24 protein-coding genes are annotated in these 23,707 nt (G+C 72.2%); 15 read left to right on the top strand and 9 right to left on the bottom strand.

Annotated features, from left to right (window positions below; translation table 11 throughout):
• Window positions 1-325: 325 nt before the first annotated feature.
• Window positions 326-1,084: an alpha/beta hydrolase gene (locus AB0M54_RS22935; protein WP_364473560.1), complete on the top strand. Its 759-nt coding sequence runs from the start codon at window positions 326-328 to the stop codon at window positions 1,082-1,084.
• Between the two features lie 16 nt (window positions 1,085-1,100).
• Here AB0M54_RS22935 and AB0M54_RS22940 read toward each other — a convergent pair whose 3' ends face one another.
• A complete protein-coding gene (locus AB0M54_RS22940) occupies window positions 1,101-1,250 on the bottom strand; it encodes a hypothetical protein (RefSeq protein ID WP_364473562.1) in 150 nt (49 codons plus the stop codon).
• 104 nt (window positions 1,251-1,354) lie between these two features.
• Here AB0M54_RS22940 and AB0M54_RS22945 point away from each other — a divergent pair, with 104 nt between their 5' ends.
• The gene (locus tag AB0M54_RS22945) at window positions 1,355-1,801 is read left to right on the top strand and encodes a hypothetical protein (RefSeq protein ID WP_364473564.1); all 447 of its coding nucleotides are present in this window, start codon (window positions 1,355-1,357) and stop codon (window positions 1,799-1,801) included.
• 15 nt (window positions 1,802-1,816) lie between these two features.
• On the opposite strand, the gene AB0M54_RS22950 is transcribed toward AB0M54_RS22945, so the two are convergent.
• Entirely contained in the window at window positions 1,817-2,092 is a 276-nt protein-coding gene (locus AB0M54_RS22950) for a hypothetical protein (protein WP_364327090.1), read from the bottom strand.
• A gap of 62 nt (window positions 2,093-2,154) precedes the next feature.
• Between AB0M54_RS22950 and AB0M54_RS22955 the strand changes: the two genes are divergently transcribed.
• Complete coding sequence (locus AB0M54_RS22955; protein WP_364473565.1) at window positions 2,155-2,574, top strand: hypothetical protein; 420 nt, start codon at window positions 2,155-2,157, stop codon at window positions 2,572-2,574.
• A gap of 93 nt (window positions 2,575-2,667) precedes the next feature.
• On the opposite strand, the gene AB0M54_RS22960 is transcribed toward AB0M54_RS22955, so the two are convergent.
• Window positions 2,668-3,777 carry an epoxide hydrolase family protein gene (locus AB0M54_RS22960; protein WP_364473773.1) on the bottom strand — a complete coding sequence of 370 codons (1,110 nt, stop codon included), beginning with the start codon at window positions 3,775-3,777 and terminating at the stop codon, window positions 2,668-2,670.
• A 118-nt stretch (window positions 3,778-3,895) separates the two neighbouring features.
• Here AB0M54_RS22960 and AB0M54_RS22965 point away from each other — a divergent pair, with 118 nt between their 5' ends.
• The 5 genes from AB0M54_RS22965 to AB0M54_RS22985 all read left to right on the top strand — a co-directional run bounded on the left by AB0M54_RS22965 (window position 3,896) and on the right by AB0M54_RS22985 (window position 9,892).
• Window positions 3,896-4,516 (top strand): helix-turn-helix domain-containing protein, encoded by a 621-nt coding sequence (locus AB0M54_RS22965; RefSeq protein WP_364327085.1) that lies wholly within the window; start codon window positions 3,896-3,898, stop codon window positions 4,514-4,516.
• A 67-nt stretch (window positions 4,517-4,583) separates the two neighbouring features.
• On the top strand, window positions 4,584-5,165 hold the full coding sequence (locus tag AB0M54_RS22970; RefSeq protein WP_364473567.1) for a dihydrofolate reductase family protein: 582 nt from the start codon (window positions 4,584-4,586) through the stop codon (window positions 5,163-5,165).
• A 238-nt stretch (window positions 5,166-5,403) separates the two neighbouring features.
• A complete protein-coding gene (locus tag AB0M54_RS22975; protein WP_364473569.1) occupies window positions 5,404-6,714 on the top strand; it encodes an endo-1,4-beta-xylanase in 1,311 nt (436 codons plus the stop codon).
• 119 nt (window positions 6,715-6,833) lie between these two features.
• Window positions 6,834-8,339 carry a ricin-type beta-trefoil lectin domain protein gene (locus tag AB0M54_RS22980; RefSeq protein WP_364473774.1) on the top strand — a complete coding sequence of 502 codons (1,506 nt, stop codon included), beginning with the start codon at window positions 6,834-6,836 and terminating at the stop codon, window positions 8,337-8,339.
• On the top strand, window positions 8,336-9,892 hold the full coding sequence (locus AB0M54_RS22985; RefSeq protein ID WP_364473570.1) for a glycoside hydrolase 43 family protein: 1,557 nt from the start codon (window positions 8,336-8,338) through the stop codon (window positions 9,890-9,892). The genes AB0M54_RS22980 and AB0M54_RS22985 overlap by 4 nt, the downstream gene beginning before the upstream one ends.
• Window positions 9,893-10,016: 124 nt before the next feature.
• Here AB0M54_RS22985 and AB0M54_RS22990 read toward each other — a convergent pair whose 3' ends face one another.
• Window positions 10,017-10,616, bottom strand: a complete 600-nt coding sequence (locus AB0M54_RS22990) for a hypothetical protein (RefSeq protein WP_364327074.1) — start codon at window positions 10,614-10,616, stop codon at window positions 10,017-10,019.
• 82 nt (window positions 10,617-10,698) lie between these two features.
• On the opposite strand from AB0M54_RS22990, the gene AB0M54_RS22995 reads away from it, so the two are divergent.
• Genes AB0M54_RS22995 through AB0M54_RS23015 form a run of 5 tightly spaced genes read left to right on the top strand, consistent with a single transcriptional unit; the run spans window position 10,699 to window position 17,884 of the window.
• Window positions 10,699-13,134 carry an Hsp70 family protein gene (locus tag AB0M54_RS22995; RefSeq protein ID WP_364473572.1) on the top strand — a complete coding sequence of 812 codons (2,436 nt, stop codon included), beginning with the start codon at window positions 10,699-10,701 and terminating at the stop codon, window positions 13,132-13,134.
• Window positions 13,131-14,987 (top strand): dynamin family protein, encoded by a 1,857-nt coding sequence (locus AB0M54_RS23000; RefSeq protein ID WP_364473574.1) that lies wholly within the window; start codon window positions 13,131-13,133, stop codon window positions 14,985-14,987. Before AB0M54_RS22995 ends, AB0M54_RS23000 begins: the two co-directional genes overlap by 4 nt.
• A 37-nt stretch (window positions 14,988-15,024) precedes the next feature.
• Window positions 15,025-15,912 carry a C39 family peptidase gene (locus tag AB0M54_RS23005; RefSeq protein ID WP_364327065.1) on the top strand — a complete coding sequence of 296 codons (888 nt, stop codon included), beginning with the start codon at window positions 15,025-15,027 and terminating at the stop codon, window positions 15,910-15,912.
• Window positions 15,909-16,409, top strand: a complete 501-nt coding sequence (gene grpE / locus AB0M54_RS23010; protein ID WP_364473576.1) for a nucleotide exchange factor GrpE — start codon at window positions 15,909-15,911, stop codon at window positions 16,407-16,409. Before AB0M54_RS23005 ends, grpE begins: the two co-directional genes overlap by 4 nt.
• Complete coding sequence (locus AB0M54_RS23015; RefSeq protein ID WP_364473578.1) at window positions 16,406-17,884, top strand: dynamin family protein; 1,479 nt, start codon at window positions 16,406-16,408, stop codon at window positions 17,882-17,884. The genes grpE and AB0M54_RS23015 overlap by 4 nt, the downstream gene beginning before the upstream one ends.
• 11 nt (window positions 17,885-17,895) lie before the next feature.
• Here AB0M54_RS23015 and AB0M54_RS23020 read toward each other — a convergent pair whose 3' ends face one another.
• Window positions 17,896-18,438, bottom strand: coding sequence for a sigma-70 family RNA polymerase sigma factor (locus tag AB0M54_RS23020; RefSeq protein WP_364473580.1), 543 nt, complete (start codon window positions 18,436-18,438; stop codon window positions 17,896-17,898).
• Between the two features lie 226 nt (window positions 18,439-18,664).
• Between AB0M54_RS23020 and AB0M54_RS23025 the strand changes: the two genes are divergently transcribed.
• The gene (locus tag AB0M54_RS23025) at window positions 18,665-18,922 is read left to right on the top strand and encodes a hypothetical protein (RefSeq protein WP_364327054.1); all 258 of its coding nucleotides are present in this window, start codon (window positions 18,665-18,667) and stop codon (window positions 18,920-18,922) included.
• Between the two features lie 95 nt (window positions 18,923-19,017).
• Complete coding sequence (locus AB0M54_RS23030) at window positions 19,018-19,467, top strand: RICIN domain-containing protein (protein WP_364327051.1); 450 nt, start codon at window positions 19,018-19,020, stop codon at window positions 19,465-19,467.
• A gap of 21 nt (window positions 19,468-19,488) precedes the next feature.
• Here the strand turns inward: AB0M54_RS23030 and AB0M54_RS23035 are convergent, their stop codons facing one another.
• The 4 genes from AB0M54_RS23035 to AB0M54_RS23050 all read right to left on the bottom strand — a co-directional run bounded on the left by AB0M54_RS23035 (window position 19,489) and on the right by AB0M54_RS23050 (window position 23,686).
• A complete protein-coding gene (locus AB0M54_RS23035) occupies window positions 19,489-20,040 on the bottom strand; it encodes a hypothetical protein (RefSeq protein WP_364473582.1) in 552 nt (183 codons plus the stop codon).
• Window positions 20,041-20,120: 80 nt separating this feature from the next.
• A complete protein-coding gene (locus tag AB0M54_RS23040) occupies window positions 20,121-20,684 on the bottom strand; it encodes a DUF3455 domain-containing protein (protein ID WP_364327045.1) in 564 nt (187 codons plus the stop codon).
• Window positions 20,685-20,717: 33 nt separating this feature from the next.
• The gene (locus tag AB0M54_RS23045; protein ID WP_364473584.1) at window positions 20,718-21,956 is read right to left on the bottom strand and encodes an amidohydrolase family protein; all 1,239 of its coding nucleotides are present in this window, start codon (window positions 21,954-21,956) and stop codon (window positions 20,718-20,720) included.
• Window positions 21,953-23,686: a CocE/NonD family hydrolase gene (locus AB0M54_RS23050; protein WP_364473586.1), complete on the bottom strand. Its 1,734-nt coding sequence runs from the start codon at window positions 23,684-23,686 to the stop codon at window positions 21,953-21,955. Before AB0M54_RS23050 ends, AB0M54_RS23045 begins: the two co-directional genes overlap by 4 nt.
• Window positions 23,687-23,707: the final 21 nt, after the last annotated feature.

Below are 23,707 nucleotides of genomic sequence, written 5' to 3' on the forward strand. Positions count from 1 at the left end.
TGTTAGCTGGCGGGAACCCGGTGTCAAACCACTTCGATCAAGATCAGGGATCCGTACGCCGCGGTGAGCGCGACAGGATCGTGCAAGAGCGGAGAAGGATCGATCTAACGTTTCGGCTGTTCAGCGAGTCATGGTGGAACCACACACAGATCGCCACGCCGCACGAGCCAGGAGAATCAGATGATCGTCGGGCACGGATTCCACGCCACCATGACAGCCGCTCCGGGTCACAGCGACGAGGTGATCCGGCTGCTGCTGGCCGCGCCGTCACTGTCGCACCCGGACTGCGTCGTGTTCCTGGTCGGCCGGTCCGCCGGCAACCACGATGCCGCTGACCGTCCTGCGTCCCGCGGCGCCGGCCGCCTCGGCGCCGTGCGTCTACTGGATCCACGGCGGCGGCATGGTCATGGGCAACCGGTACTCGCAACTGGACATCCCGCTCGACTGGCTGAGCGACCTCGGCGCCGTCGTGGTCTCGGTGGACTACCGGCTGGCCCCCGAAGCCCGGGGCACCGCCCTGGTCGACGACTGCTATCTCGGCCTGACCTGGACGCTCGAGCACGCGACCGAGCTCGGCATCGACCCGCGGCGCGTCGTCGTGGCCGGCCTCAGCGCGGGCGGCGGCCTCGCCGCCGGGATCACCCTGATGGCCCGTGACCGTGGCGGCCCGGCGATCGCCGGCCAGGTGCTCATCGGGCCGATGCTCGACCACCGCAACCGGAGCGCGTCGAGCCGCCAGTTCGCCGGCGAGCCGGGCGTCTGGACCCGCGCGATGAACGAGTTCGGCTGGCGGTCCGTGCTCGACGGCATCGAGGGCGACGTTCCCGTGTATGTGTCACCCGCGCTCGCCGCCGACCTCTCCGATCTGCCGCCCGCCTACATCGACGCCGGCTCGGCCGAGGTCTTCCGCGACGAGGACGTCGCCCACGCGTACCGGATCTGGGCCGCCGGCGGGCGCGCCGAACTGCACATCTGGGACGGCGGCTTCCACGGCTTCGACGCCCTGTTCCCGGCCGCCCCGATCTCGGCCGGCGCCCGCCGTACCCGTGCCGCATGGTTGAGCCGCCTGCTGTCCACCACCTGAACCACCTCGGTCGTGATCAACGGCGGTCGTCCGGGAAACGCTCCAGTTCGTCACGAACCCGCTGGAGGGCCGCGAACAGCTCGGGACTGCGCTCGCCGAGCTCGGTGAGGTCACCGCGAAGGTGCAGCGACTGGGTCCACAACACCGACCGGCCCTGCTCGAGCATGTGGAACCCATGATGTGCACCTGCGACGCCGACCACCCCCACCGCCCGGAGGGTCGGCCCGGCTGCGGCGCCTACTGGACGTTGACCATCTCGGCCGTACCGCGGTGAACGATCCAGCGGCAACCGGCCACGCCACCGGGAGCCGGTTCAGCATCGCACCGGGACCCGGCCCGGCGACGCTCGACGATCTGCGCCGGGTCCAGCACCGGGACCGGTTGCTGCGTACCGAGCTGCCGCGGGGCCGGGAGGCGGCAACGGCCTGGCGCAACGGCCTCGGCGCGCTGCTCACGGCCCTGATCGGCTTCAGCCTGATCAAGGGCCGGGCGGACGTCGGCCAGCTCGCCGCGGTCGGCGCCACCTGGAACGGCCCGGAGAAGCCCAAGCCGGCGTTGCGGGTCACCACGCCCGCCGGGGTCGCCTGCGGCGCCGTCGTGCGGCTCACCCGGGGCACCGTGGTGCCGAAGACCAAGGCCGGCGAGGTCACGAACGATCTGACCACCGCAATATCCGTCCAGCCGGTCGACAAGTGCCCCGAACCGGCCACCGGATGAGCCGTCTTCCAAGGCCTAGGTGCCCGGCGGGGCGGTCAGGCGGCGGACCGCTTCGACCACGGCGGCGCGGCGGCGGCCCGGTTCGACCAGGTCGAGGAATTCCGGTTCGCGCAGCTGCCACATGTTGGCCAGGGCCAGCACGAGCGCGAGGATCTCGCCCGCCGCGATGTGGTCGGTGACGACGCCCCGGCTCTGGGCCTGAGCGATCGCCGCGACCTTGTCGGCCATCGCGGCGGTGGTCGAGGCCCGCCGGGCGGCCGGCTCGCCCCGCTCGAGCTGATACCAGGCCACGAAGCGCAGCACGCCGGGGTGAGCCAGGCCGGCGTCGCAGAGCCGGCGAGCTGACCGACCTGATGAGCGAACAGAAGTACCGGCCGATGGGCGCCTACGCGAAATCGAAGCGGGCCAACATCGTGTTCACCGTCGAACTCGCGCGCCGGCTGGCCGGCACCTCGATGACCGCGGTCGCCGTGCACCCGGGCGCGGCCCTGACCAACCTTCAGCAACACTCCCAGGGCCTGGCCGCCCGGCTGCTCATGCCGCTGCTCGGGCGGCTGGCGATGGGCTCACCCGAGGGCGCGGCCTGGCCCTCGCTCTGTGCCGCGACCAGCCCCGCGGTGGAGAGCGGCGCCTTCATCGGACCGGCCGGGCGCCGGCAGGACTCCGGCCCGCCCAGGCCGGCCCGCCTGCCCCGCGGCGCCGACCACCGGGCCACCGGGGCCGCCCTGTGGCGTGACAGCGAGCGCCTCACCGGCATCCCGTTCATCGTCTGATGAGCTCCCCGCGGATCGCGCTCGGCGACGACATTCGGCAACGTGTGCCACCGCGGCGGCCCGCCCATCACGGCCGGCCGGCGCACCGCTTCGTCACGCGAGGGTACGGAAGAAGGCGGTGACGTCCTCGGCGAAGAGGCCGGGCTGCTCCGCCGGCAGGAAGTTGCCGCCGGCCGGCAGTTCGGTCCAGTGGGTGACCGGGTTGTCCCGCTCGGCGAAACGCCGGACGGTGATGTCGGTTACGCCGAGCGCGACGCCGAGCGGAACCGTCGACTTCCCCTTCGGCGCCCAGGCGCCCGGGTCGTGTGCAGTCTCCCAGTAGAGGTTGGCCGACGAGCCGGCGGTGCCGGTGAACCAGTAGAGGCTCACGTTGGTCAGCAGCAGGTCGCGGTCGACGGCGTCGTCGGGCAGCTCGGCGGAGGGGTCGGTCCATTCCTTGAACTTCTCGACGATCCAGGCGAGCTGACCCACCGGCGAGTCGTGCAGCCCGAACGCGAGCGTCTGCGGCCGGGTCGACTGGATGGCGTTGAAGCCCATCCTGTCGTCGCGGAACTCCTGGAGCCGGCGCAGCCGGTCCTGTTCGGCGCCGGTGAGGCCGTCGAAGTCGGCGGGGTCGCCGGACGGGAAGGTGAGGTGGCCGTTGACGTGGATCCCGATCACCCGGTCGGGCGCCTGCCGGCCCATCTCGACGGCGATCCCGGCGCCGCCGCCGGTGCCCTGGACGCCGTACCGGTCGTAGCCGAGCCGGGCCATGATCTCGTTGAGGGCGGCCGCGCTCCGGGTGGTGTTCCAGCCGGCGTCGGTGAGCGGGCCGGAGAACGCGACGCCCGGGTTGCTGACCAGGACCAGGTGGAAGTGCTCGCGCAGCGCCTCGACGACCGGCAGGTAGAGCGCGAACGAGCCGGGCCAGTCGTGGCTGATCAGCAGCGGTGTCGCGGCCGGGTCGGCCGAGCGGAGGTGCGCGAAGTGCACGGTCTGCCCGTCGACCTCGGTGACGAACTGGGGCAGGCGGTTGAGGGCGGCCTCGGCGGCGCGCCAGTCGTACCCCTCGGCCCAGTAGGTGGCGAGGTCGCGCAAGTAGTCGACGGGGACGCCGCGGGTCCAGCCCTGGCCGGGGATCTCCGGGGTCCAGCGGGTGCGCATCAGTCGATCGTGCAGGTCATCGAGCTCGGCCTGCGGGATGGCGATCTGGAACGGGCGGATCTCGCTCACAACACACTCCTCTGCGTACGGAACGGAATGGTCTGTTCCGGTCGAGATTCAGCCTAGCACCATCTGACGCGGAGCGGAATACTTCGTTCCGTTCGGCTATCCTGGCGCCATGCCCAGCCCGACATCCGGCCGTGCCCAGCAGGCGATCCGCAACCACGAGGCGATCCTGGCCGCCGCCCGCGAGGTCTTCCTGGCCGACCCCCGCGCCCCGATCTCGGCCGTCGCCGAACGCGCCGGTGTCGGCATCAGCGCCCTCTACCGCCGCTACCCGAGCAAGGAAGACCTCCTGCGCACCCTCTGCCACGACGGCCTGCGCACCTACCTCGCCGAGGCCGAGCACGCCGCCGGGAACCCGGACGGATGGGCCGCCTTCGAGACCTTCCTGCGCGGCGTGGTCAGCGCCGACGTCCACTCCCTCACCGTGCACCTGGCCGGCACGTTCACCCCGACCGACGAGATGAACGCCGACGCCGTACGCGCGGGCGAACTCGCCGAGGCCCTGTTCCAGCGCGCCCACCCCGCCATGCGCGCCGACGCCACCAGCGGCGACCTGGCCATGCTGCTCGAGATGTGCGCGGCGATCCGGGTGCCCGATCCCGGGCGCACCACGCAGCTGCGGCAGCGCTACCTGACGATCCTGCTCGACGGGCTCCGCACCGGAAGCACCCCCGCGGCCGCGGCGCCGACGCCCGCCGAGCTCAACCTGCGCTGGCGGCAATCAACCGGGTGACCGCGTGTCGGATCGGGCCGCCCCGGTTCGTGGAAGGGGTGACCGAGAAATAAGGAAGGGAACTGACATGACTGCTGTCTACACCTGGGACGTGTTCTCCACGCTCGACGGATACGGCTCCTACACCGAGGGCGCCGACTGGGGTGGCTACTGGAGCAAGCAGGGTCCCGAACTGCTCGCACACCGGGCCTCGCTGTTCGATCCCGAGCCGCGGATGGTCTTCGGCGCCACCACCTTCCGGGAGACCGCCGAGATCATGACCTCGGGCATCGATCCCCTCTCCCTGGACGAGTGGAACGTCCGGACGATGCGCGCGCCGGCCACGGTGATCTCGTCCACGCTGACCGACACGCTGGGCTGGCCGGACGCCACCATCGTCAGCGGCGACGCGGTGGACATCGTCACCCGCCTCAAGAACGAGTCGGACGTCCCGCTGCGCTCGCCGGCCAGCCTGTCGCTGAACTGGGCGTTGATGGCCGCCGGGCTGGTCGACCGGCTGCAGGTGACGATCTTCCCGGTGGTCTCCGGCCGCACCGGGACCAGCCCGATCCTCGGCGGCGCGGACGACTTCGACCTGGAACTGCTGGAGAGCCGCACGCTCGACGGCGGCACCCTGGAGGTCGTCTACCGCCCCACCCTCCGGTCGTGAAACCGTAATCGGCGTTCCCACCTTCACCCCTGAAAAACCGTTACGGAGACCTGCCGCCCGAGGTCGTCGCGGGTCAGGAGCCCTGGTCAGAGCGATATGGCGCCGATCCGGCCGAGCGGATCGGCGCCCGCGCCGGACGGCGCCCTTGTTGTGCTTTCCGGAAACTTCTTGGCAACATTGGTGACTCGATGGGAGCGCTCCCAAGACGCCCCTCGCGCCCACGACCAAAGGATCACCCATGCCTCGCAAGTTCCTGGCCGCGGCGGCCGCCCTGGCCGCCGCGACGGCCGGCATCGCCGTCGCCGGCAATGCCTGGGCCGCCACCACGCTCGGCGCCTCGGCGGCACAGACCGGTCGCTACTACGGCGCCGCCATCGCGGCCGGCCGGCTCGGCGACTCGACCTACACCCGCATCCTGTCCACCGAGTTCAACGCGGTCACCCCCGAGAACGAGATGAAGTGGGACGCCACCGAGCCCCAGCAGGGCCGGTTCACCTACACCAACGGCGACCGCATCCTGGCCCAGGGCCAGGCGATCGGCGCCAAGGTCCGCGGGCACGCCCTGCTCTGGCACGCCCAGCAGCCCGGCTGGGCCCAGGGCATGTCCGGCTCGGCCCTGCGCAACGCGGCCATCAACCACGTCACCCAGGTCGCCACCCACTACCGCGGCAAGATCTACGCCTGGGACGTCGTCAACGAGGCGTTCGCCGACGGCGGCAGCGGCGGCCGCCGCGACTCCAATCTGCAGCGCACCGGCAACGACTGGATCGAAGCCGCGTTCCGCGCCGCACGGGCCGCCGACCCGAACGCCAAGCTCTGCTACAACGACTACAACACCGACGGGATCAACGCCAAGAGCACCGGCATCTACAACATGGTCCGCGACTTCAAGTCCCGCGGCGTGCCGATCGACTGCGTCGGCCTGCAGTCCCACCTGGGCACCACGATCGACTCCACCTATCAGCAGAACATCCAGCGCTTCGCCGACCTCGGCGTCGACGTCCAGATCACCGAACTCGACGTCCAGCAGGGCGGCAACCAGGCGAACATCTTCGCCACCGTGACCCGCGCCTGCCTGGCCGTCTCCCGCTGCACCGGCATCACGGTCTGGGGCATCCGCGACAGCGACTCCTGGCGCAGCGACAACCCCCTGCTGTTCGACGGCAACGGCAACAAGAAGGCCGCGTACACCTCGGTCCTGAACGCTCTGAACGCCGGCGGCGCCACCCCCGACCCCGACCCGGAGCCCGAGCCTGAGCCCGAGCCCGGCGCGGGTTGCACCGCGACGCTCACCCCGAACGCCTGGACCGGCGGCTACACCACCAGCGTGCGGGTGAACGCCGGCGGCAGCGCGCTCACCGGCTGGACGGTCAGCGTGTCCCTGCCCTCCGGCGGCACGATCACCAACGCCTGGAACGCGACCGTCTCCGGCAGCACCTTCACCAACGTCGGCTACAACGGCCGGGTCCCGGCCGGCGGCACCACCGAGTTCGGCTTCCAGGGCACCGGCGCCCCGCCCACCGCGACGCCCGTCTGCCAAGGGAGCTGACCGTGCGGACGTGGAAGGCCCTCATCGCGGCGGGGGTGCTGCTGTTCTCGGGCATCCCCGCGGTCGTCGGCGCCCCCGCCGCGCACGCCCTCGAGAACGGGGTCGCCCGCACCCCGCCGATGGGCTGGAACAGCTGGAACACCTTCGGCTGCAACATCAACGAGACCCTGATCCGGCAGATGGCCGACGCGATCGTCAGCAGCGGGATGCGGGACCTGGGTTACCGGTACGTGGTCGTGGACGACTGCTGGTTCAACCCGAACCGCGACTCGGCCGGGAACCTGCAGGGCGATCCCGGCCGGTTCCCGAGCGGGATGAAGGCGCTCGGTGACCACCTGCACGGCAAGGGCCTGAAGTTCGGCATCTACCAGGGCCCGCTGGACCGCACCTGCGCCCAGTACTTCGGCAGCTACCCCGGCGCGACCGGAAGCCTCAACCACGAGACCCAGGACGCCCGGCAGTTCGCCGCCTGGGGTGTGGACTACCTGAAGTACGACTGGTGCTCCCCCACCGGCACCATCGACGACCAGGTGCGGACCTTCGCCAAGATGCGTGACGCGCTCGCGGCGACCGGCCGGCCGATCGTCTACAGCATCAACTCCAACAGCGTGCACGCCAAGACCGGCCCGCAGCGCGACTGGGGCGACGTGGCCAACCTGTGGCGCACCACCGAGGACATCACCAACGCCTGGGACACCGGCCAGTCCAACGGGTACCCGATGGGCATCCAGAACATCGTCAACGTGACCGTGCCGCTGGCCGGCTACGCCGCCCCCGGTGGGTTCAACGACCCGGACATGATGGAGGTCGGCCGGGGCGGCATGACCGACACCGAGATGCGCAGCCACTTCGCGCTGTGGGCGATGCTGGCCGCGCCACTGATCGCCGGCAATGACATCCGGTCGATGAACGCGGCCACCCAGACCATCCTGAAGAACCAGGACCTGATCGCGATCAACCAGGACAGCCTCGGGTTGCAGGCGACCCAGGTGTCGAACGACGGCACCCGCCGGGTGCTGGCCAAGCGGCTCGCCGACGGCGACGTGGCGGTCGCCCTGTTCAACCAGGGCAGCGGCGCCACCACGATCTCGACCACCGCGGCCGCGGTGGGCAAGAGCGGCAACTCCTTCACCCTGCGCGAGGCGTGGACCGGCGCCACCAGCGGCAGCACCGGCGCCATCGCCGCGAGCGTGCCGGGGCACGGCACCGTCGTCTACCGGGTCAGCGGCGGCGCCACCACCCCGCCGCCGAGCGGCGCCGCCCTGGTCAGCGCCGCGTCCGGGCGCTGCCTGGACGTGCCGGACGGCGCGACGGCGAACGGCACCCAGCCGGTCATCTGGGACTGCAACGGCGGCGCCAACCAGCGCTGGACCGTGACCGGCCCGACCATCCAGGCGCTCGGCAAGTGCCTCGACGCCCCGCTCAACGCCGGCGCGGGCGCGAAGGCGCAGCTCTGGGACTGCAACGGCGGCAGCAATCAGCAGTGGACGATCAACTCCGACGGCACCGTCCGCGGCGCCGCCTCCGGGCTGTGCCTGGACGTCGACCGCAACCTGACCGCCAACGGCACCGCCGTGCTGCTGTGGACCTGCACCGCCGCCGCCAATCAGAGGTGGTCGCGGTGAAGCTCTGGATCGCCGCGGTGCTCGCCCTGGTCATCGGCGGCGCGGCCCCGGCCGCACCGTCCACGTTCAGCAATCCGGTGGTGTGGCAGGACTTCGCCGACGGCGACATCATCCGGGTCGGTGACGTCTACTACTACTCGGCGTCGACCATGCACTACTCGCCGGGCGCGCCGGTCCTGCGCTCCTACGACCTGGTGAACTGGGAGTACGCCGGACACTCCGTGCCCCGGCTCGACTTCGACTCGAGCGCCTACGACCTGACCGGCGGGCGGGCGTACGTCAAAGGCATCTGGGCCTCGGCGTTCAACTACCGGCCGGCCCGCAACACCTACTACTGGCTGGGCTGCACCGAGTTCAACCGCACCTACGTCTACACCTCGGCCTCGGCCGGGAACGGCTGGAGCAAGAAGGCCCGCATCAACAAGTGTTACTACGACGCCGGGCTGCTCTTCGACAATGACACCCCCTACGTCGCGTACGGCAACGGCACCATCAGCGTCGCCCAGCTCTCCCCCGACCTGACCGCGGAGGTGCGCTCGCAGGCGGTCTATCAGACGCCGGCGAGCATCGGCACGCTCGAAGGCGCGCGGATGTACAAGCGGGGCAACTACTACTACATCTGGCTGACCCGCCCGGCCAACGGTCAGTACGTGCTGCGGTCGACCAGCCCGTGGGGCCCGTACGAGCAACGGCAGGTCCTGCTCGACCTGCCCGGTCCGATCACCGGCGGCGGCGTCCCGCACCAGGGCGGGCTGGTGCAGACCCAGAACGGCGACTGGTGGTACATGGCCTTCACCGACGCGTACCCGGGCGGGCGCATGCCCACCCTCGCCCCGATCACCTGGAGCGGCGACGGGTGGCCGGTCCTGCAGACCGTCAACGGCCGCTGGGGGGCCAGCTATGCCCGGCCGAACCTGCCGTGGCACCCGCTGGCGCCGATGACCGGCGCCGACTCGTTCCCCGGCGGCACGCTCGGCCCGCAGTACGAGTGGAACCACAACCCCGACACGACGAAGTTCAGCGTGAACAACGGGCTGACCCTGTCGACCGCCACCGTCACCAACGATCTCTACGCCGCGCGCAACACCCTGACCCGTCGCATCCAAGGCCCGTCCTCGACCGCCACGGTGCAGCTCGACCACTCGGCCATGGCCAACGGGGACCGGGCCGGCCTGGCCATGCTGCGCGACTCCTCGGCGTGGATCGGCCTCCGCAAGGACAACGGCGTCACCCGGGTCTCGATGACCGACGGGCTGACCATGTCTGCCAACGGCTGGTCCACCACCGGGACCGGCGCCGAACGAGCCGGCGCCACGGTCGGCGGCGGGCCGATCTGGTTGCGGGTCAGCGCCGACATCCGGCCGGGCTCCGGCCGCACCGCCACCTTCTCCTACAGCACGAACGGGAGCACGTTCACCACGCTGGGGCCGGCCTTCCCGCTGACCAACGACTGGCGGTTCTTCATGGGCTACCGATTCGGCCTGTTCAACCACGCCACCCAGGCCCTGGGCGGTTCGGTCCGGGCCGGCCAGTTCACCGTCAGCACTCCCTGACCGTCTCCACGACCTGACCACCTCTACGACTGGCTCAGTCCGGCGGCCCGGGCCATGTGCGCGGCGTGCGAGCTGGGCCAGTCTGGGTCGGACCGGCCCAGCTCCTCCTCGTGCCGGCCGGGCCTCAGATCGCGTGGCCGATGGCCTTCTCGTAGTCCGTCACCGCCTCGTCGGCGGCCTCGGAGACCGCCTGCGGCAGCTTGTCGTCCCCGGCGATGTAGTGCAGCAGCGTTTCCGGCCGGTGCGGCGCTCCCGTGTCGTCGGTCGGCCAGGGCTCACCCGGGTAGGCGGTGGTCCAGAGGCCGGCCGCCGACTCGGCGACCGCCCGGTTGGTGTAGGCCAGGGCCGTGGCGACCAAATCGGTGCCCTGAGGCTGGATGTCGCGGAACCGCGGGGGGATCTCGACCGGCGCCGGCTCGGCGCCGGGTTCGGCCGCGGGCCGCCACCCGCCGGCCGCGGTGTCGTCACGTTCGGCGTCGAAGGCCTGCTCACCGGTGGTGGCGTCGTAACCGATGACCTTGTCGGCCCGGCCGTCGCCGTCCACGTCGGCGGCCAGGATGACGAGGTCTTCATCCTGCTGGACGGCGGTGTCGGGGCCGCCGCCCGGGATCGCGTCGAGGACGGCGGGACCCAGGTCGAACACCTGCGGGTCGGCGCCGGTCGTCTCGATGGTGATGTGCGCTTCCGGTTCGGGCCAGTCGTCGTTGGTCACGTGGTCGCTCATGAACGTTGGAGTGCCCGGATCGTCGCGATGTTCCCGGGAACATTGTCCGGGCCCGGGGCATCAGACCTGAGAACGAGTGGGGGTGCGGGTGGTTTCGGAGTGGGATCTCGGCGTCGATTTCGGCACGTCGAACACGGCTGCCGCCTACCGGTCGGGTGCTGCGCCGGCCCAGGTGGTCCGGCTGTCCTCGGCGGCCGACCAGGTGACCTCCGCGGTGCTGATGACCCCGGCGGGAGAGCTCAAGGCGGGCGCCGAGGCGGTGTCCTGGGCGATGGTGCACCCGGAAGGCTTCGAGCCCAGTCCCAAGGCGCTGCTGCACGAGGTCGGCGGCGGTCAGACCTGGCTGGGCGACCACGACGTGCAGGTGGCCGACCTGATCGCCGCGGTGCTCACCATGGTTTTGCGGCGCGGTCAGGAGCTGGCCGGTCCCACCCCGCCGGCCCGGCTGTTCCTGACCCACCCGGCCGCGTGGTCGGCGACGCTGACCGACGTCCTGGTCGAGGCCGCGCGCCGGGCCCGGATCGTCGCGGACCCGGCGCAGGTCACGCTGGTGCCGGAGCCGGTCGCGGCCGCGACCCGCTATGTGCTCCGGCGCGGGCGTCCGCTGCCGGCCGGGTCGGTGGTCGCGGTGTGTGACCTGGGCGGGGGTACGACGGACGTCGCGCTCCTGCGGGCCGACGAGCCCGGCCGGGCGCGCTGGACGGTGCTGGCCGAGCGTGGCGCCCGGGTCGGCGGGAACCTGTTCGACTCGCGGATGCGCGCCTGGGTGGACGAGCAGTTGCGGGCGCGCGGCCGCGACGACCTGCTCGCCGCCCTCGCCGACCCGGCCAACCTGGCCGCGGTGCTGACGCTGCGGGAACTGATCCGGGGCGCGAAGCACACCCTGTCGGACGGCGCGACCGTGGCACCCGTAGCGATCGCCGCGGCCGGGCTGCAGGACGTGCTCATGGTGACCGCGAGCGATCTGAGCGCCCTGATCGCCGGCGAGGTCGACCAGGTCGCCGGGCTGCTCACGGCCGCGCTGGCGGATGCGGGGCTGGAGCGTGGCGACGTCGCGGCGCTCTATCTCACCGGCGGCACCAGTCACGTCCCGCAGGTCCAGTCGAGGCTGGCCGCGGTGCTGGACCGGCCGGCCGAGCCGTACGAGGACGACCCCAAGACGGTGACCCCGCTCGGCGCCCTGGACAGCACCACCCTGTCGCGCCCCGCGTCGAGACCCCCGCCGCGCGGGCCGGCGTCCTCACGGTCGCTGACCCCGCTGGCGCCCCGGCTGCGCCTGCGCTCCGGCGTGGTGGCGGCGGCCTTCGCCCGGATCAGGGGCGAGGCGCTGACCGGCGACGGCCGGGCCGTCCTCACCGCCCGCTACCCGCGGGGGCGGGTCCGGGCGGCGATCGAGTTCTGGCCCGACCAGGGGCAGTGGCAGGTGTTCGACAACGACCCGCTGCTGTTCGCCCGGCACGTGATGAAGGGGCCGGTCGACGCGGTGGAAGCGCCGCGCCCGCCCGGCCTGCGGCACGCCGCGCTGGTCCGCTCCGGCGCCGGCGGGGCCGAGGCGCTGTCATTGCTGTGCCGGGTCCCGCACGGCCACCTCGTCTACGGCGGGTCACCGGCGCTCGTCACCGGGACCGGGTTGCGCGATCACCTGGTGGCGCTGACCGACGGCGCCCTCACGGTCGCGGCCGACCGGCTCGGCCTGACCTCCGGCGACGCCGGCCGGCCCGGATGGTTGCTGGTGCCACCCGGCTTCGAGAGCGTGCGGGAGAAGCTGGTGCAACGCCTGTACGCCGCGCCCGGCGAGCTGTTCGGCAGCATGCAGGCCCGGTTCGTCACGCCCGGCCCGGCGCGGGACCCCGCGGCGTGGGCGCGTGAGCTGGCGCTCGCCGGCGACGGCGCCCGGCTGATCGTCGAGCAGGAGATCCGCTCGGCGACCGCGGCGTGGCGGTGCTGCCTGTCCGAGTCGGCCGCGACCTTGTCGTTCGCCGGTGTCACGGTCCGTCCCGACGGCGCCGTCCTGGTGTCCCTCGACCTGGTGAAGTCGGCGCGTCCCGACCGGCGGCCGAAAGCGGATCCGGTGACCGCCTTCGCCGCCTGCCTGGACGCGGTCGAGGTGGCCGGCGACCCGCCGCCGCGGCCCGGCCCGGCCCGGGACGACACCCGCCTCGACCGGCGGGTGTACGGCCACGCCGACGAGGTGTACGGCTGGCTGCGGCGGACCGTCGCGGAGATGTTCGGCGGCCGGTTCATGGACCGGCCGTGCGGGTACCGGTTCGTCGATCACGACCGGCGGTGCGTCGTCCAGGTCGCCATCCCGCGCGCCGCGGTCCACGGTTCCTTCATCGTCGTGCCGGTCGGCTCCGACCATGGCCGGCCGATGAGCGATGTCGTCTTCCACGCCGAAGTCGTCCGTACGGCCGTCGCGCTGAAGCCGAACCCGGCGCACGCCGGAACTCAGGTCGCCGGGATGAAACAGGCCGTCTGGCAGCGTCTCACCCAGTCGTTCGAGGTGGTCGCCCCGTGAGCCCGGCCGGTGACCGCATCCGCCTGCCCGCGGAGGTCGCCCCCGCCTACCTCAGTGGCTTCCGGCTGCTCGCGAAGCACGACCGCGGCGCGGCGAGTGTTCTCACCACGCTGGCCGGCCGCCCGCTCAACCCACCGTCGGTCGTGGTCGTCGGTGAGGTCAAACGCGGCAAGAGCAGCCTGGTCAACGGGCTGCTGGGCCACGACGGGCTGTCACCCGTCGGCGTCGAGGTCACCACCGCCGCGTTCCTGCGCGTCGTCGCGCCGTCCGAGCGGCTGCCGGTCGGCCGGGCCGAGATCGTGCTGTCCGACGGCTCCGTCCGCGAGGTCTCGGCGCAGGCGGCGGCGCGGGCGGTGGACGACCGGACGGCCGACGCGTTCCTGCGTGCGGAACGGCTGGAGGCGATCGTGGTCGGGGCGGTCGTCGCCGCGGCCGGCCGTCATCTGCCCGGCGTACCCATCGTCGACACACCGGGCATCGGCGGCCTGGTCGCGGCGCACGCGCAGGTCTCCCGTCTGGCGGCCGGCGACGCCGGCGTCCTGCTCTTCGTCTGTGACGCCGGGCAGATCCTCACCGCGCCCGAACTGGCCTTCCTCACCGACGTCGCGGCCGGCGCCGACGCCGTCGTCCTCGCGCTGACCAAGACCGACCGGTTCCCGCGCTGGCGGGAGACCCTCGACGAGGACCGGCGGTTGCTGGACCGGCACGCGCCACGCCTGTCCGACGTGCCGATCGTGCCGGTCTCGGCCGCCCTGGCGGCGGCCGCCGAGCGCCTGCCGGCGGAGCAGCGCGATGCGCTGGAGGCGGCCGGGAACCTTCCGGCGCTGGCCGAGACCCTGCTGCGGGCGTTGGATCAGCGGCGGCAGCAGCGGACCCGGGCCCTGATGAGCGACCTCGACCTGGCGCTCGGCAAGGTGGCCGAGCGCGTCGGCGAGCGCCTCGTCGTGCTGAGCGATCCGGCCGCGGCGGCCGGTGCGAACGACGCCGACCGCGAGAAGCTGCGGGCCCTGACCGTCACCCGGGAACGCGCGCAGGCCGACCTGGAACGCGACCTCGGCCGGGTCCGCCGCGTCCTGGCGAACGAGATCGACACCGCGATCACCGAGCTGCAGGCACGGTGGGAGGCCGACCTGGCCCGGGAGAACAACGGGCATCAGGAGCAGGTCGCCCGCCGGTACGTGGCCCGGCTCGACAGCGAGCTGATCGCCCTGGCCGAGGAGCAGGGACAGCGCATCCGCTCGGCGATCGCCGCGGTGGCCGGCCTCCGGCTGGACGAGGAGCAGGCCGACGTCGTCATGACCTTCGTGCCCGCGCTGCGGGTACGCGCCGCGCTGCCACCCGCGCCGTCACCGTCCGGGCCGCTGACGCAGAAGAACGCCACCCTCGTGCAGCAGATCTCCGGCCTGGCCCGGAGCCTGACCATCGGCATCGCCAACCCGCTGATGATCCCGCTCGTGCTGGGACTGGGCGGCGGGGCGCTGTGGATGTCGGTGCGGACGATCAGCGCGCAGGAGGGCCGCCGGACGTTGACAACCATGGTCAGCCAGACGCTGCACCGGGCCCGCAACGACCTCACCGCGGCCGTCGACGACGCGATCCGCGAGACCAGGCCGGAGATCATCGTCGCGTACCGCAGGCATCTGGAGACCGTGACCCGGCAGACGCAGGAGCGGATCGCCGACCGGGACCGCCTGGCGAAGACCTCGCGGGACGGCCGGCAGTCCGAGCTGGCCGCCGTCGAGCACCACCTGGCCGCCATCGCCGACGGCCGCCGCCAGATCGCGGCGGTGTTGTCGGCGCCGATCGCGGCGTCACCGGGAACATCGCCGCCGCGGCCCGCATCGAATCCATGACCACCTCGGTCGAGCCGACGACTTCGGGAGCAACGAGATGAGTGACCCGCACATGACGGACGACGGCCCGGACGACCAGTTCGAGTTCGACGTCACCCAGGCGCCCCACCCGGAGGACCCGTTCACGCCGGCCGACGAGCCGGTCGCCGTGGTGGAGGACGTGGACGGCGCCGCGACGGACGGCTTCGTCGTCCAGGACGGCCAGCTGATCGGCGACCCGGTCGGCGACTCGCAGCACTGGTTCGAGCAGGCGGCGAACGGTTTCTGCGTGCCCTCCAGCGTGGCCCAGGTCGTCTCGGCGTTCACCGGCCGGCACTTCGCCGACGAACAGGATTTCGTCCAGGCCGCGAACGAGCTCAACGTGTTCACCGTCGGCCCGGACGGCGTTCCCAGCATGGACGTCCAGGGCGCACAGACCCTGCTCGACGCGGCCGGGGTGCCGTCGCACATCGAGGTGAGCGACCTGGACGGGCTGGCCGACCACCTCGCCGACGGCCACAAGATCATCCTGGCCATCGACAGCGGCGAGGTCTGGGGCACCGACACGCCGGGCGTCGAGGACCAGGCACCCGATCACGCCGTCGTCCTCACCGGCATCGACGTCGTCAACGGCACGGCCATCCTCTCCGACCCCGGTTCGCCGGACGGCAATCTGGAGACGGTGCCGCTGGACGTCCTGGCCGACGCCTGGGCCGACTCCGGCAACACCATGGTCGTCACCGACACCGCCCCGCCGGCCGACGGTGGAGCCGGCCTGCCGGTGCCTGGCGCCGAGCCCGAAACGGTGCTGGGGGCGTCCCTGGTGCCCCCGGAGCCGGGCGTGCTGGACGGCATCGGGAAGTTCATCGGCGATCACCCGGTGGTGCTGGTCCCGGTGGTGGTGGGGCTCGGAATGATGGCGTCGAAGGCGTCCAACCGGAAATGATCGACGTCGTGGTGGATCTCTGGCCGTACGCCGTGACCGGCGTCCTCGGCCTCGGCCTCGGCGTGCTGGCCGGCGTCGTCCTCGGCCGGGCCACGGCCCGGGGCGCCACGACCGTCGCCCCGGCGGCGCCCGCTCCGCCGCCGGTCGCCCCCGCGCCTCCCGCCCCGGCGCCGGTCATCCCGGCGCCGGCGCGGGCCGTCCCCGCCGACGCTCGCACCGATCACCTGGTGAGAGGCCTGATCACCGCCCACGATCTGGCCGTCCAGTTCCGGGCGACCAGCGTCGAGACCCACGTGACGACGGTCCTCGTCCGGGCCGGCGTACGGCAGCTCACGGCAACCGCGCGGGAAACCTTCGACGCGACCGTCCACGAAGCCGTCGGCGCCGAGCCCGGCGGCGCCGGCGGCCACGGCCCCGTGGTGCTCCGCCAGGTCCGGCCGGGCTGGGCCGACGACCACGCCGTGCTCCGGCCGGTGCAGGTGGTGGTCGCACGATGACGCCCTCCTCCGGCCGGGCCGCCGTGCCGGTCGGCCGGTCCGCGGTGCTGCTCGATCGGGTCGCCCGGCTCGCCGACGACCTGCGGCAAGCCGGCGACGAGACCCTCGAACCGGTCCTCGACGCCGTCGCGGCGGCGCTGACCGAGCCGCTGCGGGTCGCCGTCGTCGGTGTGGTCAAGGCCGGGAAGTCGACCCTGGTCAACGCGCTCATCGGACGTGACGTGGCGCCGACCGCCGTCGGCGAGTGCACGTCCATGGTCACCTGGTACTGCTTCGGCGAACCGAGCTCGCTGACCGTGCACCTGCGCGACGGCCACACGCTGAGCCGGCCGCTGCCCGGCGACCGGGTGCCCGCCGACGTCGGCGTCCCGGCCGAACAGGTCGCCCGGCTCGAAGTGCGGATCAAGGCGCCGGCGCTGCGGCAGATGACCCTGATCGACACTCCCGGCCTGTCCACCCTGACCCGGGCCAACGACGCGGCCACCCGCCTCGCCCTGCTCGGCGACGCGTCCTCACGTGCCTCGACCTCGGAGGCGGACGCCGTCCTGTTCGCCTTCCGGGACGCGGAACGCGAGTCCGACATCGGCTTCCTGCGGGCCTTCCGCGACGCCGGCGGCGGGGTCGGCGGGGTCGTCAACGCCCTGGGCGTCCTCACCCAGGCCGACCTGTTCGGATCGGGCCCGTGGAGCGGCGAGGACCCGTTCGCCCTGGCCGCGGCGGAAGCCCGCCGGCTGGCCGAACGCCACCCCGGCGAGCTGGTCGACGTGGTCCCGGTGTCCGGGCTGCTCGCCCAGACCGCGCAGACGGGAGCACTGAACGAGGCCGACGCCCGCGCCCTGGCCGCCCTGCGCGAACTCGACCCGGCCCTGCTGCAGGTCTGGGAGCAGGCCGGGCTGCCCGGCACGGTCCGGCCGGCCGAGGTACGCCGGCTGTTCGACCTGCTGGGTCCGTACGGCGTCACGGCCGGCCGGAATCACGCCGGCGACGGCCTGGCCGCGCTGTGGCCGTGGGTCGCGGCGACCTCCGGGCTCAGCGGCGTGGAGGCGGCGATCCGGGACCGGCTGGTTCAGCGCAGCGGCGTCCTCAAGGTCGCCCGGACGATGGCCCGGCTCGAGGCGGCGACCGCACCCGGCCGGTCGGCCGGCGATCACGGACGGGCCCGGGAGCTGATCGAGGCGGCCCGCGTGGACCCCGTCCTGCACCCGCTGCGCGAGCTGGCGATGCTGCACCAGATCAGCCGGGAGCACCCGGCCAGCCCGCTGCGGTCCGACCTCGAACGTCTGGTGTCGGCCGCCGACGACCGTGAACGGGTGGGGCTGGCGCCCGGGGTGGCCGGGACCGAACTCGCCGCGGCGGCGCAACGCCTCGCCGGACAGGCCCGCGCCCGGGCGGCGTCGCCGGAGCACCCGGGCGAGGCCGACGCCGCGCGGGTGCTGGTCCGCTCGTACCACCTCGTGGCCGGACGAGCCCGATGACGACGCCACGGTCAGCGCGGCGGGACCGCCTCCGGAACACCGAGGGCGGCGGCCACCGCGCGGCGGGCGCGGTTGAGGCGGCTCTTCACCGTCTGCACCCCGATGTCCTGGTGCGCGGCGATCTCCTCGTAGGTGAGATCGGCGTACTCGCGCAGCACGAACGCCACCCGGAAGTCGTCGGGCAGCAGACGCACCGCGGCGGCGATCCGGTCCGCCTCGTCGACCGCCGCGTACGCGTCGACCTCGACCGGGCGATCCAGCACATGATCCTCGGCCGGGGTGTCCCGGCGGCGGCGCACCAGCGCCAGCGCGGCGTTGGCCGCGATGCGGTGCAGCCAGGTGCCGAACCGCGACTCGGCGCGGAAGCCGCCCAGGTTGCGCCAGGCCGCGGTGAGCGCGTCCTGCAGCGCGTCGTCGGCGTCGTCGCGGTCGGCGGTGATCCGCAGGCACACCGCCCACACCCGGTTCCGGTACGGCGTCACGAGATCGGCGAAAGCGCGCGCGTCGCCGGCGGCCGCCCGCGCGAGCAGGACCGTCTCGTGCTCACCGCCCATCGGCCCGCCCCCCTCGTCGTGATCAGCCTACGGGGCTGTGAGCAGGGCGAACGTGTAATGGACGGGCACAGCTGGCCGACCGAACGTTTGTCCGGGTGCAACTTCCGGCCCCGGTACCCGGCCACCGGTACGACCCCGGAAGCGTGTATCCCGGCGCGGGCGAGGCGTAGAGTTTTCACGTACCGGCCGGCCTGCGGCGTCGGTGCGGAGGGCAGGTGACGACGCGATGACTGGCCCGGTTGCCGAGGACGCGATGGCGATCGTCGTACCCCCCGTGGTCTGGCATGCCGCCCTGGCGAACGCGATCGACCCGGCGAACGGCGCCGACGACCGCGCGCTCGCCGAGCTGATCCCGCCGCCCGAGATCCCGGCCCTCGATCCCCTGCCGCTCGACGACGACCTCGTCCTGGAGACGGCCCCCTGGGATCCGGCCGACGACGACTGGCCCGATCACGTCCTCGACCCCGAGCCCGATCAGGACTGACGTCCGATCGGAAATCCACTGTGGATTTACGGTGATCGCGATGAAAGACTCCGGTCATGACATCGAAGAAAGTGATTGCCATCCTGACTGCCGTCATGATCGCACTTACGGGGGTCTTCACGTTCGGAACCTCGCCCGCCTCCGCGGCGGCGCCGAAACCCGTCCAGGTCGATCTGGCCTTCTACCAGTTCGTGCACGGCCAGACCGGCAAGTGCCTGGAGGGCAGCGTGTCGGTCGGCATCCGGCTCGGCACCTGCGCCACCGACAACTCCTACCAGCTGTACCTGTTCGAGCCCGCCGGGTGGTCAACGTTGGCGAGCCCGCACGAATACTGCGTGGAGGCAGCCGCCAGCGTCGGTGTCCGCCCGGGCACCTGCACCCCCGACAACAGGTACCAGCAGTGGCGGTACTACCCCGCGACCGCCCAGCTCCAACACCTGCAGAGCTTGCTGTGCCTGGAGGCCTCGGCCAGCGTCGGCGTCCGGCTGGGCACCTGCAGCCCCAGCAACGCCAACAACACCTACCAGCAGTGGTACCTCAACTGACGCTCTTGTCCTGAACGCGGTTCACCGCCGTCCGGCCACCCTGCGCCGGACGGCGGCTACGCGGGCGTCCCGGGTCAGCGGATCGGCCGGAAGGCGGCCCGGATCTCGATGAAGGCTCGCGCCCGTGGAAGACCCGGGTCCACCCACCGGTGGCTGTCTCGGTGTGGGCGCCCGTGTCTTCCCGAGGATCATCCGGTACGCGAACACGGCGAACGACAGACTGCCGAGCAGGATCATCGCCAGCGGGATCAGGTCGCCGACGCTGGGCACGTCGTTGCGGAACAGCAGGTGGTCGCCCTCGGGCGTGCGAGCGCCGGCCGCGAGGACCATCACCACGCTCCACAGCCCCCAGGGCACACTGACCGCCCACCGCCGCCGGGTGGTGTGCAGCGCGAACCAGGCCAGCACCCAGTTCACCGCAACCGCGAAGACGACCGAGGCGCCGATCGGCGCCCCGGCCACCCGCAACGGCGTCAGGTAGAGCTCGACCACGGCGGTGACCAGGGTCGCGACCACCGTCACGCCCAGCCCGCCGGCCCGGATCACCCAGCGGTCGTCCGGGTCACTCGCCACGATGGTCATTTTCCACGCACATCGAACGCGGCGTCCGGCCGGGAATGCGGGCTCAGCCCGGCCGAACGCGGCGCGTGAGGTCAGTTGCCCCAGAAGATGTAGTTGGCGTTGTAGGGGACGCTGGTCTTCTGGCCGTCGGTGCAGGCGGTGGACGGAGCGACGCCACCGAAGGTGTTCATCCGCTGGATGTGCGTCACGGTGCTGAGGAAACCCTGACCGGAATGCGTCTTGACCTCGAGCAGCAACTCGGGGATGGCCCCGGGGACCGGTGAGTTGGCCACCGGGGCGGCGGTGATCAGCGAACCGTCCGACTCGGACTGCCAGGTCGGGCCGCCGAAGTGGTGGATCTTGCGGTTCGCGCCGTCGAACAGGCGGGCCTCGGGCACCGACGAGCCGGTGAACTTCCCACCCGTGCAGGTGTAGGTCTGTGTGCCGCTGCCGACCACGAACTGGCCGAGGATCTTCAGGCCGGCCGGCGGCTGGAGCGACGGGGCTTCGGCAGCGGAAGCCTGGTAGGTGACCGCCGAGACGCCGACCGTGACGAGGGCGGCGACAGCGAAGGCGATCTTCCGTTTCAACGTGAGCATGACCACGGATACGCGGGCCGGGACGTCACGGATGGGTACTTCCCAGAAGTACCTCATTTTGTTGCCCTCGGGGTGCACGCTCAGGGGAGGTCAGCCCTTCACCCGGGCGCCGGCCTGCCAGACCGCGGTGATGCGGGACGGGTCCGCGAGCAGCGAGATGTCGCGCAGCGGATCGCCGTCGACGATGACGATGTCCGCGTCGAAGCCGCTTCGCAGCAGGCCGGAGCGGGGCGCCTGCCGGCCCAGGGTGGCGGGACCGTTGGCGGTGGCGGCTTCGATCACGTCCAGCGCGTCCATGCCGATGTCGTTGAGCAACGCCGCCTCCCGCCCGTGACGCCCCCAGGCGGCGGGGGCGTCGCCGCTGCTCTGGATGTCCGTACCCATCGCGATCCGCACCCCGGCCTGGTGGGCGCGAGCGATGTTGGTCCGGTGGACCTCGGCGATGCCGGCAAGCTTGCGGGCCGCGTACGGCGGGAGCCCGCCGTCGTCGAGCAGCTCCCGGATGATGGTGAGGGTGGGTACCAGGATCGCGCCGGTTTCGCGCATCGCCGCGCAGACTTCGTCGTCGAGGTAGCTGCCGTGCTCGATGGTGAGCACGCCCGCCTCCAGCGCCGCCATGATCCCCGGCTTGCCGTGACAGTGCGCCGCGACACCCCGTTCGGCCAGCCCGGCGACCTCCACGATGGTACGCAGTTCCCGGCCGGTGAATTCCTGGTGGATCGGATCGTCGATGACGCTGAGCACGCCACCGGACGCACACACCTTGATGATCCGGGCGTTGCGGCGAAGCTGTTCACGCACCGCTTTCGCGCATTCGGCCTCGCCATCGGCCAACCGGAACTCGGTGCCCATCCGGGCGCAGTCGTCGATCCATCCGCTGGGCAGGCTGTGGATGTCGCCGTGGCCGCCGGTGGCGGACAGGATTGAGCCCGCGGCGTAGATCGCCGGGCCCGGCAGGTGGCCCTCGGCGACGACCGGGGCGAGTTGCAACCCCATTCCGCCGAGCTCACGGATGCTCGTGACGCCGGCGTCGAGGGCACGGCGCAGACCCGGTACGCCCCGGGCGGCCCGCGTCGCCGGATGCTCCTGAACCAGCAGGGCGGAATCGAAGGTGCCCGGACGGCCGCCCTTGACGTGCGTGTGACAGTCCCACATTCCCGGCATGACGGTGCGGGCCCGCACCGGCGCGACCGCCGAGGCGTCGATCGGTGCACCGTCGCGCGGACCCGCGTAGGCGATGACGGGGCCGTCGATGACGACGACACCGTCGCGGACGGGCGTACCACGGCCGGGGATCAGAAGATCCGCCTCGATGCGCTGCGTACTCATCTGGGCCTCGCGATCACCGGTAGCGTCAGCCGGCTGGGATGGGCCGGTCCATGGAAGATCTGGTTGCGGGCGACCTGGGTGCCGGTCATGGACGCGATGGTTCCGCCGCTGTTGGTGTTGCGGTCGTACCGCGGGAAGTTGCTGCTGGACACCTCGAGCCGGATGCGGTGCCCGGGACCGAAGACGTTCGATGTCACGCCCATGTCGATCGTGGCCTCGACGATCTGGCCGGGTTCCAGCGGCCGGGGCCGGCTCGTGCCGGCCCGGTACCCCAACCGGCACAGGCCTTCGCAGAGGATGATGGCGCGACCGTCGGGGAAGACGTCGACGAGTTTGCCGGTGACGTCGGTGTCCACCGCCGTCGAGGACATGTGCACGGTGAGGGCGACGTGGCCGGTGAGCTCCAGCGGTTCCGCGAGGAATTCGCTGGTGTAGCAGAGCACGTCGTCGCGACGTTCCACGTCGGCCTGATCGGCCGGGCCGGCGAGTCCGTCGACGCCGAGGGTCGGCCCGCCCACGGTCGGGACCGGGTCGAGTGGATCGTAGAAGAACGAGTCGCCGAGATCCTCGGCGGCGGGGCTCGTACGCAGCTGTCCGTCTCCCTCCGAGCTGTTGGCCCGTCCCGCGCTCCCCAGGAAGTAGTCGTCGTACCGGGTGTCGGGCAGCGGCCAGTCGTCCTCGTCGCGCCACCGGTCCGGACCCATGACGAAGATGCGTACCCGCGCACCTTGGTCGGCCTCGGCCCGGCCTCGCACCCACCGGTCGAAGAACCGCAGATGGGCCTGCGTCATCGCCGCCGCCTTGACGGACCCCGTGAGGCCGAACGAGCGGTCGGGGAAGACCCCCAGGTCGGCGCCGTCGCCGTGGCCCCATGGGCCGATGATGAGTTGCTGGCCTTCCCGGGCCGGCACGCTGCCGCCGGCACGGCGCATCGTGGTGTAAGAGCGGACGACTTCTCGCGCGAACACGTCGTACCAGCCGGTCACGTTCAGCGCCGGAACAGTGATCGCCGAGCTGCGATCCAACGAGTTCATGGGCTTCCAGTACGCGTCCGGGCCGGGATGGGCGAGCATCTCGCCGAGCCAGGGCAGGCCTCGGAGAAGGGCGCCCCGGTCACCGAGAGGCAACGAATACAGGGTGTCGGGGTCCTCGAGCGCGGCCCGGATCTCGGCCACGTCCCGCGGGTCGGCCGGTCCGGTGTTCCCTTGACGCGACAGGTTGGCCATGGCCATGCGGGCCGACCAGTTGAACAACGTGCTCTGCGACACCGCACCCGGAGTCGGGTACCAGGCCCGGTAGACGTCCGCCGAGGTCATCATGGGAGCGATCGCGCGCAGCGCCGGGGGCGCCTGCGTTGCCGCCTGCCACTGCGGGAAGCCCATGTACGAAGCGCCCCACATCCCCGTGCGGCCGTCGCACCACGCCTGGCCGGCGATCCAGGCCAGCGTGTCGACGGTGTCGCTCTGGTCGAAGCGGTGCGGTTCCATCAGCCCCGGGGACTGCCCGGTGCCGCGCACATCCTGGACGACGACCAGATAATCGTTGTCGACCAGGGTGCGGATGTCGGGCAGCTTCGGGTTGCCCAGGTGGGCGGTGGACGTTCTTCCGTACGGCGTGCGAGCGAGCAGGACCGGCCACGGACCCGATCCAGCCGGTCGCCAGAGATCGGTCGCCAGCGTGACGCCATCGCGCATCGGCACGGCGACGTCGGTGTCGATGCACAGGCCCATCTGGTTCTCCCTGTCGTCCGA

Origin of the sequence: Actinoplanes sp. NPDC051470 (assembly GCF_040682035.1) — a bacterium.
Lineage (GTDB): Bacteria > Actinomycetota > Actinomycetes > Mycobacteriales > Micromonosporaceae > Actinoplanes.

What these genes read in the sequence shown, in the direction of transcription:
- AB0M54_RS22935 (WP_364473560.1), top strand. Translation starts at nt 326, where the DNA reads ATGCCGCTGACCGTCCTGCGTCCCGCGGCGCCGGCCGCCTCGGCGCCG.
- AB0M54_RS22940 (WP_364473562.1), bottom strand. Translation starts at nt 1,250, where the DNA reads ATGCTCGAGCAGGGCCGGTCGGTGTTGTGGACCCAGTCGCTGCACCTT.
- AB0M54_RS22955 (WP_364473565.1), top strand. Translation starts at nt 2,155, where the DNA reads ATGAGCGAACAGAAGTACCGGCCGATGGGCGCCTACGCGAAATCGAAG.
- AB0M54_RS22965 (WP_364327085.1), top strand. Translation starts at nt 3,896, where the DNA reads ATGCCCAGCCCGACATCCGGCCGTGCCCAGCAGGCGATCCGCAACCAC.
- AB0M54_RS22970 (WP_364473567.1), top strand. Translation starts at nt 4,584, where the DNA reads ATGACTGCTGTCTACACCTGGGACGTGTTCTCCACGCTCGACGGATAC.
- AB0M54_RS22975 (WP_364473569.1), top strand. Translation starts at nt 5,404, where the DNA reads ATGCCTCGCAAGTTCCTGGCCGCGGCGGCCGCCCTGGCCGCCGCGACG.
- AB0M54_RS22980 (WP_364473774.1), top strand. Translation starts at nt 6,834, where the DNA reads ATGGGCTGGAACAGCTGGAACACCTTCGGCTGCAACATCAACGAGACC.
- AB0M54_RS22990 (WP_364327074.1), bottom strand. Translation starts at nt 10,616, where the DNA reads ATGAGCGACCACGTGACCAACGACGACTGGCCCGAACCGGAAGCGCAC.
- AB0M54_RS23005 (WP_364327065.1), top strand. Translation starts at nt 15,025, where the DNA reads ATGAGTGACCCGCACATGACGGACGACGGCCCGGACGACCAGTTCGAG.
- grpE (WP_364473576.1), top strand. Translation starts at nt 15,909, where the DNA reads ATGATCGACGTCGTGGTGGATCTCTGGCCGTACGCCGTGACCGGCGTC.
- AB0M54_RS23015 (WP_364473578.1), top strand. Translation starts at nt 16,406, where the DNA reads ATGACGCCCTCCTCCGGCCGGGCCGCCGTGCCGGTCGGCCGGTCCGCG.
- AB0M54_RS23020 (WP_364473580.1), bottom strand. Translation starts at nt 18,438, where the DNA reads ATGGGCGGTGAGCACGAGACGGTCCTGCTCGCGCGGGCGGCCGCCGGC.
- AB0M54_RS23025 (WP_364327054.1), top strand. Translation starts at nt 18,665, where the DNA reads ATGACTGGCCCGGTTGCCGAGGACGCGATGGCGATCGTCGTACCCCCC.
- AB0M54_RS23030 (WP_364327051.1), top strand. Translation starts at nt 19,018, where the DNA reads ATGATCGCACTTACGGGGGTCTTCACGTTCGGAACCTCGCCCGCCTCC.
- AB0M54_RS23040 (WP_364327045.1), bottom strand. Translation starts at nt 20,684, where the DNA reads ATGAGGTACTTCTGGGAAGTACCCATCCGTGACGTCCCGGCCCGCGTA.
- AB0M54_RS23045 (WP_364473584.1), bottom strand. Translation starts at nt 21,956, where the DNA reads ATGAGTACGCAGCGCATCGAGGCGGATCTTCTGATCCCCGGCCGTGGT.
- AB0M54_RS23050 (WP_364473586.1), bottom strand. Translation starts at nt 23,686, where the DNA reads ATGGGCCTGTGCATCGACACCGACGTCGCCGTGCCGATGCGCGATGGC.